This window comes from Mobiluncus curtisii subsp. curtisii ATCC 35241 (assembly GCF_000146285.1).
Lineage (GTDB): Bacteria > Actinomycetota > Actinomycetes > Actinomycetales > Actinomycetaceae > Mobiluncus > Mobiluncus curtisii.
Window position 1 is genome coordinate 765,631 of record NZ_GL385912.1, and the last position, 11,055, is coordinate 776,685.

At 58.0% G+C, this 11,055-nt stretch carries 5 protein-coding genes; 1 reads left to right on the forward strand and 4 read right to left on the reverse strand.

Annotation, left to right across the window (positions count from 1 at the left end):
• Positions 1–273: 273 nt before the first annotated feature.
• The 3 genes from HMPREF0574_RS03490 to HMPREF0574_RS03500 all read right to left on the reverse strand — a co-directional run bounded on the left by HMPREF0574_RS03490 (position 274) and on the right by HMPREF0574_RS03500 (position 9,016).
• Positions 274–3,099 (reverse strand): sulfide/dihydroorotate dehydrogenase-like FAD/NAD-binding protein, encoded by a 2,826-nt coding sequence (locus HMPREF0574_RS03490; protein ID WP_004007302.1) that lies wholly within the window; start codon positions 3,097–3,099, stop codon positions 274–276.
• 18 nt (positions 3,100–3,117) lie between these two features.
• The gene (locus tag HMPREF0574_RS03495) at positions 3,118–8,139 is read right to left on the reverse strand and encodes a 2-oxoacid:acceptor oxidoreductase family protein (RefSeq protein WP_004007303.1); all 5,022 of its coding nucleotides are present in this window, start codon (positions 8,137–8,139) and stop codon (positions 3,118–3,120) included.
• Positions 8,140–8,311: 172 nt separating this feature from the next.
• Positions 8,312–9,016 carry a PKD domain-containing protein gene (locus tag HMPREF0574_RS03500; RefSeq protein ID WP_236585830.1) on the reverse strand — a complete coding sequence of 235 codons (705 nt, stop codon included), beginning with the start codon at positions 9,014–9,016 and terminating at the stop codon, positions 8,312–8,314.
• Between the two features lie 294 nt (positions 9,017–9,310).
• On the opposite strand from HMPREF0574_RS03500, the gene HMPREF0574_RS03505 reads away from it, so the two are divergent.
• Positions 9,311–10,126 (forward strand): endonuclease domain-containing protein, encoded by an 816-nt coding sequence (locus HMPREF0574_RS03505; protein ID WP_004007307.1) that lies wholly within the window; start codon positions 9,311–9,313, stop codon positions 10,124–10,126.
• A 510-nt stretch (positions 10,127–10,636) separates the two neighbouring features.
• On the opposite strand, the gene HMPREF0574_RS03510 is transcribed toward HMPREF0574_RS03505, so the two are convergent.
• Positions 10,637–10,852: a hypothetical protein gene (locus HMPREF0574_RS03510; RefSeq protein ID WP_004007308.1), complete on the reverse strand. Its 216-nt coding sequence runs from the start codon at positions 10,850–10,852 to the stop codon at positions 10,637–10,639.
• Positions 10,853–11,055: the final 203 nt, after the last annotated feature.

The following is an 11,055-nucleotide window of genomic DNA, read 5'->3' on the forward strand; positions in this document are numbered from 1 at the left end:
CTCTGGGACACCACCTCCCTCTCTCGTGAGCGCCCCGCACCAAAACAAGCAAACAAAACCAAGCCAATGGTGGCGAAAATTTGAGCATACCTGCCCGGGGTGTGAATATAGGGTGGTATTTGGGCAGTAGCTGCCATTATTGGCAGCTACTGCCCAAATACCACCCTATAAATCCACGCACACCCTGATACCTGCCAATTATCCTCGGGAAATGGCGCTTCCATAGCAGGTAAGAGGGACTTCGCCACCGAACAAATACCCGCAGTAAATTGCTTACCTGAGGGCAGCTTTTTCCTGAGCCTTGAACTGATTGAATCGGGGCAGGAATTTATCCCAATCGATAGCGTGTCCATCCAGCTCAGGACCGTCAATACAGGCGTGTTTCCGCACCAGCTTGCCAGTTTCGGGGTCGACAAAAGGCACCATGCAGGCTCCGCACATCCCGGTCGCGTCAACCATAATCGAGTTCAGCGACGCCACGGTAGGCACGCCATACTTCCCCGTCAACAGACAGACAAACTTCATCATGATAGGCGGTCCGATAGTGGTGATTTCCGCAATCTGGCGCCCATCGCTGCGACCGTCCCGCAGCATTTCTTCCAGCGGCAACGTCACCACACCCTGACGCCCAAACGACCCATCGTCCGAGGTCAACACCACATCCAGCAAATCCGGATACTGACGACGCAGCACTTCAACACGCTCCGGGCTGACCCCGGCCGGATCCCCATACGGGTCGGTCCAGAACAGCAAGTCGCGATTGCGCGCCCCCAGCACCAGGGTCACGTGATTGCCCAGCTCCAAGTGTTTACGGACAATCGGATAGGCGGGCGCTAACCCAACTCCACCAGCCACAAAACACACACTTTGGGTGGCAGAGTCGAATTGTTCCATCTTTGACGCCAAGCCCAGCGGTCCGGCAATCCCGTAAAACGCCTGACCAACTTCCATCGCGCACATAATCTGGGTCGATTTGCCCACCGCTTGCACCACGATGGAAATCCAGCCCTGTTCCCGGTCGAAATCGGCAACGGTCAGGGGAATCAGCTCGCCTTTCTCGTGGGTCATGAACCGGGCAAACTGTCCGGGCTGCACCGCACGGGCGACCGCCGGGGCGTGCAGTTTCATTTCCCAAGTCCGTTCCGACAGTTGGCGTTTTTCCAAGATTCGATAGGCCGAGGCGGCGCTTTGCGTGTATTCCCAAGCGCGTTGCACCCGCTGGCGGACTTCCTCCGGTTCCAATTTGGTCGCCAAATCCCCCATCTGGCGGGCGGCGGCTTGGCCATCTCCGGCTGCCTTAATCGCGGTAGACCCGCCGCGAGAAGCGTCTCCGCCGGAGTAAATCCCCTCCAGATTGGTGGCTTGCGAGGGGGTTTCTGCCGCCCTATCAGCCCCATCAGCCCCGCCAGCCGTACCTGCGCCAGCGCTGCCAGCCTCACCGCCAGTGGCATCTTTACCGACCTTGATGACACCCCACTGCTGCACCGCTAGGTCGGGCTGGGAATCGCGGATAATCGGGTTGGAACTGTTGCCCAGCGCCATAATCACCAGGTCAGCGTCCATTTCCAGGATTTCCCCGGTCGGCTGGGGCCGGCGCCGCCCGGACTCGTCAGGCTCCCCCAGCTCCATCACCCCTACGCTGGCTCCGCAAACATGGTGGTTTTCATCCTCATGAAACTCAGTGGGCGAGCGCAGCTCAGCCACCACAATACCCTCTTCCAAAGCGTGATGCAGTTCCTCCACGCGAGCCGGCATTTCCGCCTTGGTCCGCCGGTACACAATCGTGACGTGACCGCCCAAGCGCCGGGCGGTGCGTGCCGCGTCCATCGCCGTGTTTCCTCCGCCAATCACCAGGATTTCTTTCCCCGCGACTTCGGGCAGGGGCGTGTCATAGTCGGGCAGGTTGCCGTGCATCAGGTTTACGCGGGTCAGGAACTCATTGGCGCTCATGACCCCGTTGAGGTGCTCGCCGGGCACGTTCATGAACTTTGGCAGCCCCGCGCCGGTACCGACGAAAATGCGCCAAAAACCCGCTGCTTTCAGGTCATCTAAGGTCGCGGTCTTGCCCACCACGAAGTTCGTCACGAAACGCCCGCCCAGCAGGCGAATCTTGTCCACTACGTCGTCGACCAGCTCGTTAGGCAAGCGGAACTCGGGAATCCCGTATTTCAACACCCCGCCCAGGGTATGAAACGCTTCGAACACGGTGACCGGGAAACCCTGGTTCGCCAGCAAGAACGCGTTAATCAATCCGGAGGGACCCGAGCCGACGATGGCAATCGGGGGCTTTTCCGCGGTCTGCCACGGGTCGGGGCGCCCTTCGAAACGTTTGAGAATCGCTTCGTTGCCGTGCACAATTTTTTCCCGCTGGGGCAAAAACCATTCCAACTGACCAATCTCTATGGGACGCGCCTTGTGCACACACACCCCTTGACATTGCAGCTCCTGGGGACATACCCGCCCGGTCACGTTCGGCAGCGGGTTTGACTCTTCCACAACACGCAGTGCCCGGTCAAAATCGCCCTCTGCAATAGCCTGCATCACGTCTGGGACGTGAATCTGCACCGGGCAGCCCCCGACTTTGCGCCCCTGCAAGAAAGCGCCCAGTTCACAGGGGCGATCCGCGCAGTGTTTATCCCGCATGGATTCCAGCCACACAAACAGGTCGACTTCCCGCTGGGTATAGCCCTGGGTCAAATATCCCAAATACCCTTGCGTGACCAGGTCAAAGTCATGTACCCGCTGGGACGCCGGGCGCACGTAAGGGGCGACGTGACTGGCAGCGGGCCAGTTGTCGCTCAGCCCCGCAAACATCGGGTAGCGCTCGGACAACCAGGTGTCAATCGCGCGAATAAACACGCGTTTCTTGCCCAGCGGCAAGTTCCACAGGAAACGCATCATGATGCGTCCCACTGTGTCCTCGCGTTCCAGCAGTTCCCAAATTTTGCGGGTCAGCGCCTCGGGCAGCTCTCCAGTGTCAAAAGCCGCGTGCAGCTGCGCTAAGCCTTCAGCCACAAACATGGCTTGAAACAGTTTCGGGTCGGCGTTAAACCGGCGTTCCAAAATGTTGAGTTGCACCGTGTTCATCGTGTCAAGCATCGGTTTCCCCTCCCCCGGTCACGAGATGATTTCCGCGTCACAGTTCGCGACGACTTTCGCAATGCGGGCGCGCAACTCGTCGGTCACTTTCACGTTTTCCAGCGAGCCGGGGATCAGCCGCGCCACCGGAGTGGGCTTGCCGTCAATGATTTCCGTAGAAGCCTCGAAATACTCGGGAATCTCTTGATAGCAAGTCTTGCAGTCCGTGCATTGGGCTATTTTCTCTAGCTCGTAGCGAAAGGGAGTACCGGAACCTGCGGGCGCGGAACCGCTCACTTCAGTCCCGGAGGCGCCGCCGGTCGAGCTGGCTCCCCCACCGAATCCACCCAAGAACGGTAGTGGCGTCGTGGTGGTGCCGGTCGCGGCGACTTCTGCCATCGCTTTCGCCATGAGTTCAATCATTTCTTCTTGCGACTTCGCGGCGGCGTCACGAGTTTCGGTCAACTTCTTTTCCAGGTCAGCTTGGGCTTTCCGGGCCGCAGCCAGGTCTTGCCCGGCCAGGTATTGCAGGAAAGTCCAGTATTCCCGGCACTGCTCGGTCAGCTTCACGATGGAGGGCGACACCTGGATTTTCACCAGATTCCCCTCCGCGCCAGTCGTATAGATAAACGGAGTGGCGGTTTCCCGCGCGGTCGCGTCCATTTCTATATATTCCGCCACCAGGGTCGGGTTTTCGGCATTGTCCGGCAGTGGTTTGAAGTGTTTCTTAAACCGCAGCTCAGAGTAGGCAAAATCTGCTGGCGTGTACGGCAGGTCCATCAGCTGGGTTTTTCCGTCCGCATCGTGGTAGCTGAGTTTGTAGTGTGACCAGAGCTTCTTTACATCCGGGTTGCCGTCGATGATGAAACGGTCACTGAACTCGGCGTGTGCCGGTTCGTGAACAAACAGCGGGCTGACACGTGATTTCACCGCCATCCGACTGTGTTCACTGGCCATGTCGTCCCCGATTCCGTGTTCGGGCTGGCAGGGGGTGTACACGTCTATCAGCGCCGGGTAGTCGACTTGCGCCAGCGCGCGAGACACGTTCTTTAGGAAGTGCCCCTGGTAAGCCGTGGAGGTAGACACCACCAGGACGTTGGGGTGCATCGCTGCCAACAGACCCAGCTCTTTGCGCTGCTCAGATTTACCTTTCAAATATTTGCCGTAGCGGGACAGGTCCGCATCTTGCCCCTCCAGTGAAGCCGTGGACGCCTGACCGCCCGTGTTGGAATAGGCTCCCGTGTTCAACACCAGCATCTTTATGGGGGTTCCGGATGCCATGATGCGGCTCATCGCCCCAAAGCCAATGTCATAAGACGCCCCATCGCCACCGATGGTCATCACCGCCGGCATCAACGCGAGTTCCTCGTCCGTAAAGTGTTTCCATTCCGGAGCATCGCTGGGAATCGCCGCGCCGGTCGCGCCCGCGAGGATGGCACGGGCTTGACGCAGCGCTAACACGTCCATCGACAAATCGGCTGCCAAGCCCTCGTAAATACCCTTCGCCAGGGGTTGGGCATCTTGGAACAGCCCGTTGACCCAAGGCTGCTGGTAAGGGTTAAACGGTGCGGTCGAAGCATAAACCGAGGAACACCCGGTCGAGTTCGCCACTACCGCGGCCGCCGGACCCCGCCCGCCTGCCGTTCCTTCGTAACGGTACAGACGCTGCTCCAGACGCGCACGCACCTGATCAATCAGCTCGCCCAGCGCCGTGTCGGTGACAGCGTGACGCTTTTCTTCCAACGCTGCTACCAATTCCTCAAGTTCCTGACGGTGACGCAACACTCTGCCATTGTTGATGTCGTTAGCCAAAGCCATGGTTTGACGCACGGCAGTGACTTCGCCACATCCACGGCACGCCCCGTGCCCGCCAATAGTCGCGTAATAGTTGTCGCGGTTCAGGAAAATCCGCTTCATGTCGAGGCTGGGCCCACCGTTCGGGTCGCTGAATTCGCTCGGCGAGTTCGGCAGTTTTGTCAGGAACGCAAAACGCTGCTGCGCCGTGTCCAGCACCTCGTCGTCTTGGTCGGTACCAATCAGGGCGTGCGGACCACACACCGCCACGCATTCCAGACAGCCGGTACACTTCCACGGGTCGACAGTCGCGCTGAACAGGACTCCCGCACCGGGTTGGCGTTTTTCAGTGGAGTCAAAGAACGGTCGGGTGCGTGCCACTGGGAAAGTTCGTAACGTGTCTGCCACCGCCGCTACCGCCGCGGGGTCGGCATTTTGTGAGGTCGCCACCTCGGTAAAGACATCCGCGATTGCCGGACGCGCCTTCGTGTCCAACAGTGCCTGGCGCATCGCCCCGGCAATCGCCTCCACCTGCGATTGCAGGCTCGCGCCGGATTCACCGGTCTGTTCTATAGCAGTCTCCAGCAGGGTGTCGATAGTGAACACCGTGTTTGGAATCGCCCCATCCGGGCACGCCAGAGCACATTCCATACAGCCGGTACACACGCTCGGGTCGAACACCGGGATGGTGCGACGGAACAGACCCTTGTCCTTTTCTGCCGAGGATGCCGGGGGCAAGAAATAGCCAGTACCGGGATAAACCGGGGCTTCGCTGATGGTTCCCTGCGCAAAGGGTTCCGCCACGACCCGCCGGAAATAATCCCGATCGAACAACCCGGCGGTCAACGCACAGCCACTGGCGCCACGCTGGCACATTGTGGCTGACAGGGAGGCGTTCAAAGCCGGACGGGAATGCCCGGATCCCGCCGTCGCACCTGCCGACCCGCCCTCCGAATCAGCGTCGAGCTGTTCCCAATCGACCTTTTGCGTCGCGCTCGCCCCGTCCTGGACCACAGCCATATTTGCTTCTACAATCGCCGGACCTTTCGCCCCGAACTTGTGCTCGATTTGTTCGCGAATCTTTGCCAGCATGTCCGCTTCGCTGGCCCCGGAAGCAATCCGGTCCACTTTGGTGGCGATAGCCCCGATGAAAGCCACACCCATCATGCGGGTTTGCAAGCCCGGATTGGGGGCGTGCTTCAGCGCGACCCCAAAAGCGTCGAGGATAAACAGGTTGATGTGCCGATCCCGAATGATTTGTTTCGCCCGGCGCGGCAGGCTCGCCCACAGCTCGGCGGGAGTTTTGTCAGATTGCAGGATAAACGTCCCGCCCTCCGCCAAGCCTTTCAGCGGGTTCGTGTGCGCAAACACCATGTGGTCCGGGCTGACCACAATCTCTACGTCCTCCAGCTCGGCGTTCGTAATCCTGATAGTTTCCGGGCTCAACGTGATGTAGTAGTTCGTGGCAGCCCCCGATTTTTCCGAACCGTACTTCGGGGCAGCTTTGCTGTGCAAGTGCAGCATTTCTGCCAAAATGTCTGCCAACAGTTTCCCGGTCGCAATTGTGCCGTAGCCCCCCACCGAGTGGAACCGAATCCGCATCGCTTCCTTAGGCAGCAGGTCTTTCGGGTTTTCTTCCAGGTGAAGTGCCATTTTGGTAGTTTCCGGGTAGGCTTCACGCAGCCGGTCCTGCATCGCTTTTTGTTCCCCGGTCGCGTCATCGTCAAAGAACGTCGAGCCGATATAGAATTCAGGAGCCAAGTCACCAGCCTGCATCGCTTTGAACGTGGCGATGAGGTGACGCGGCTGGACATCGTGACCGCCCAAGCCAAAGAACCCGGTGGACAACTGGGGCATTCCCCCAGTCTCTACCGCCGGAATATCCGGGTAGCGCGCAGGCAGATTGCGCTGCACCGCCGCCGCATTTTGCCCGGCTTTCACCAGCGCGCTGTTGACGAACTTGGTCAACGCCGCCTGGTCGGAACGCTCCAACACCGTCACGGCTTTCGCGCCCTTGAGAGCCGCCACCAAGTCAGCCTCCGGGAACGGCTGCAACATGACAATCTGGACCAGACCGACCTTGAGACCCCGACTGCGCAAGTACGGCAGCACCGCCCGCACGTCCTCGCAAATCGAGCCGACCCCAACCATGATAAAGTCAGCGTCTTCACAGTTAAAGGTTTTCACCGGGGCGTAATCGCTGCCTGTCAGAGCGTTATACTCGTCCATCGCCTGACGCACCAGCCGCGGCACATCCGCAACAAAGTGGGTGTGGTGATCAGCCACCCCGGCTTGGAAATCCGGCTGGTTTTGCACCGGTCCGGTCAAGCCCGGATTGTCAATATCCACCAGGGATGGGATCAGTTTACGGGTACCTCGCGCCGGCGCATTGACCCACTGGCGACGCCACTTGGCGACTTCCGCCGCGGGCAGATGCCCCGCGATTTCCCGATCAAACAGCTCTCCGCAACTATCGTTTTCGATGGCGTCAGCATTATCAACAGACTGGAGGAACGACCGCAGCGCCTCGAGGGAGGCGGGCGCCAGCACCGACCTTTTGCTCTCCAGGAACTGACCAAACTGGAAAGCCCGCCCTTTGGCACCAAACAAAATTTCCTGAGCGGCGGTGGGGCAGGGAATGTATCCCTTGGGATCGCCCAAGTATTCCTTTACCAGTTCGGCTTCCGGCAGACGCGCTTCGCTCATCATGTGGGAAGTCGCGAAACCATCCATGCAGTTCGCCACCGGAATCAAGGACAGCGACGAGGCACGGTAAGAAATCAGAGCCAGATTCGCGGCCTCCTCCGGGTTCACTCCAAACAGGACCGTGTAACCGGCTGGGAGCAGGGCATATACGTCATCATGACCACCCATCACGTTCAGCGAGTGGCGGGACACCACGCGCGCCGCAACCTGCAGCACAAAACCGCCGATGCGCTTGCCGACAGTGACATAGTGAGACTCCAAACCATAGAGAATCCCCTGCGAGCTGGAGGCATTTGAGATGAACTTGCCGCCGGTCAGCGCCGCGCCCATCGCCCCAGACTGAGCGGAATGCTCCCCCTCCGGCTCAAAGAAGAAGGGGTGCTGTCCCCACACGTTCTTTTGACCCGCCGCTACTGCGGCTTCGAACGTTTCCGAGATTTCCGTCGAAGGCGTGATGGGATACCCGATGACTCCTCCACACACCATGTTCATTACGCGGGCAACCGCACCGTTGCCGTTGATCACTTCCACTTTGCCGGGATACTTTGGCTGGTCTACCATTACAAATTCCTCTCGACGGGGTATTTTGGGATTGCGTGGCCGTGGCCCAGTGATTCGCATCCTACCCTGATTTTAGTAACGTCTCTTTGCCCACGCGAGGGCTCCGCGCGAGAGGCGATTTACCCGCTACCCTGGAACTGTTCGGAATTCAAGGGTTCGCGCGGTTTGGCATTTAGGAAAGGTAGGGAATCAAGTATTTGACGAGGAACTCGGTTGAGGTACTTTCGGTGACGACATCGCCGGGAATTTCCTGAGGTTTGTCTTTCCCAATAGCCCAAGTCGCCCGCCAGTGGATTCGGCAGTTAATCGTGTAGCTGCCAACACGTTGATATTTATGAGTAACTGTCCCCTCTGGCCAGGGCGCTCCCGCATTCGCGCCGGAATCCGTGGTGTTGCCGTCACCCCATTTCCATTCAAACCGTATTGGGACGGCGATGATGGTCAAAGTCTGCGATGCCACTGTTTTTACGAACTTTTGCGGCTTCGCGTCCGCCCAGACATACACGTCTTTATTCACCGCTACGTGACCTTTAGCGGGATTCATAAACAATTTGGGAGACTCAACTTTGACTTTCAGTGCTTCGCGAAGTTCCCGGTTCCAGTCATAGGAATTTTGGATGGAAACACCGTTTGTCGACTTTTTCTGACCTTTCGACCCGCCGGAGCCCTTCGCGGCGGAATTTGCCGAGGTCGAGTTGTAGCCGAAAGACTGGGAGCGAGAATCGGAAAAAGTTCCGCTGATGACCCCCTGAATCACATTACCCATTCCGCTGAAGTCCCCAACGATGGCGTTCGCCACGCCGACCCCCGCGCCTGAAAGCGCAAATAAAGTCGCGATGGCTGCGGTAAACATCCGGGCACGTCGGGGAAAACTCACATTTTCAAGCTACCGTGAAGGTAGCGCACTGACCAAACCCGCGCCAGCCGGTCGGGGACCCGCCGTCCTGGGATTTCACGCAAATGCACAGGTCTGACCTGCGATTTGCCAAGTCTTTTGCCAGCATTCATTAATCATTGGATTTATAAGGTGGAATATGGGCAGTAGCTGCCATTATTGGCAGCTACTGCCCATATTCCACTGTTTATCCACAAGAACAGCGAAACCGGGGTTTTCCACAGGTAATCTGAATCGGCATTGATTTTGTTTCGGGCTGTGTCGCAAGGTGGGGTTATGGAAACGATAAACTGTGGCGTGTACACAGTAAAACAGCTGCTCACGGAGTACTCCACGCGCGACATTGCGGCTTTGGTTGAGGCTGGCAACCTGGTGCGAATTATGCGTGGCTGGTACGCGGGATCGGAAGCGGACCCGGATGTCATCCGCGCGCTGAAGCACGGAGGCAGGTTGGGTTGCCTGTCCGGGTGCGTAAAGTATGGACTCTGGGTTCCCCGCCAAACCAACACGCACGTAATCTTGCCGGAAAATGTTCCCCTGCCCGCTGCGAGATTTGTCGAATTCCACCGCTGTATCGCGACCCAACACACCCCCGTTTTCGGCTTGGAAGATTGCCTGTACCAAGCCATGCGCCATCATGATGCCGAGACGGGGCTGATCGTGCTGGAATCGGCGTTGCAGGCAGGATGCATCGGTTACGGCCAAGCAAAACATCTGGCAACGCGGGTGCAAAAGAAAAAAATGGCAACGTACCGGTTCCTGAACCGAGGGGCACAATCCGGTAGTGAAACCAGGGTCAGGTTATTTTTCCAGCGCCGCGGGGTCAGCGTGCGTACCCAGCATCGGACTGCACCCGGATGGGCGGACCTGCTGGTCGGCAACTCGTGGATAGTGGAATGCGATGGGAGGGAGTTTCATGACAATCCCCGCGCTTTTGAGATTGACCGCGAGCGGGATTTATCGAACGCCACCGCTGGATATCTGACTACCCGGCTGAGTTACCGCCAGATCTGGCACGACTGGGAGCGCACCACCCAGAGATTGAGCAATATTTTGCAAAAACGCCGACACCGCATCGCACCCCGAGTGTGACGAGATCCCCGGTTGGAGATATCCCAAGTAGGAAGTACTTATGATTGAAAGGACTCAGTTTGAAAACAACCGGTTTAAAAGCATCCCGGATTTGAAAACACCGGGTAGGAAGCCCCCGGGTAGGAAAGTGCCCCAGATTTAAAAACACCACAGGTTTGAAAGCACCCAGACGAAAAGGTATTACGAGTTTTTAGGCACTCGGCGGTTTTACGGGCGGGCTTGTCGGTGAACTGTCAACTATTGCCGAAGATTTGTCGGCAGTCGGCTGTCGATGTCGCAGAGGCTCCCGTCCAGACTCCAGATGTTCAAAATTGATGGTAGCCAGAAAACCGAACTGCGGAACTCCGCGTGTTTGATAGCGGATATTAGATAACAACTGCCGGGATTTTCCATGCCTGCGCCTGAATCCGGGTGCTGCGCCGTTGGCATCTGAGATTATGAGGTGGAATATGGGCAGTAGCTGCCAATAATGGCAGCTACTGCCTTATTTTCACCTTATATTCACATCCTTCATTGGTCACTGCCGAAGTTTTGCCCCCCAGCAGGACCGAATCGATCCGACATCCGAGGCGATTTCATCGCCAAAAATCCCTGCCAAATAGCTCCGAACTGGGGATTTGCCATACATAACAGCGGAGTTGACGATGCTCCGGCGATTTTCGCCCCGTTCTGATTCACCGTCCCGGCTCGCTGCGCTTTAAACCCACGACGTTTTTCTGTGGTCACGCGCCCCCATCCCACAAGCCGTGTTCAGATACCCAACCCCATCGCCACAGCAGCCCGAAGGAATCAACTCTAGGTCTCTCAAAGACCAAATCGGCTCCGAGTAGAATTGTTTTCGTCGCCACCAAAACGTCCCGCAATCGTTGAATCTGCGCGGTTTTTCAATACACTCCGGCGACCTTTTCAATTCATCTGAGCAAAATTCC

What these genes read in the sequence shown, in the direction of transcription:
- HMPREF0574_RS03490 (WP_004007302.1), bottom strand. Translation starts at nt 3,099, where the DNA reads ATGCTTGACACGATGAACACGGTGCAACTCAACATTTTGGAACGCCGG.
- HMPREF0574_RS03495 (WP_004007303.1), bottom strand. Translation starts at nt 8,139, where the DNA reads ATGGTAGACCAGCCAAAGTATCCCGGCAAAGTGGAAGTGATCAACGGC.
- HMPREF0574_RS03505 (WP_004007307.1), top strand. Translation starts at nt 9,311, where the DNA reads ATGGAAACGATAAACTGTGGCGTGTACACAGTAAAACAGCTGCTCACG.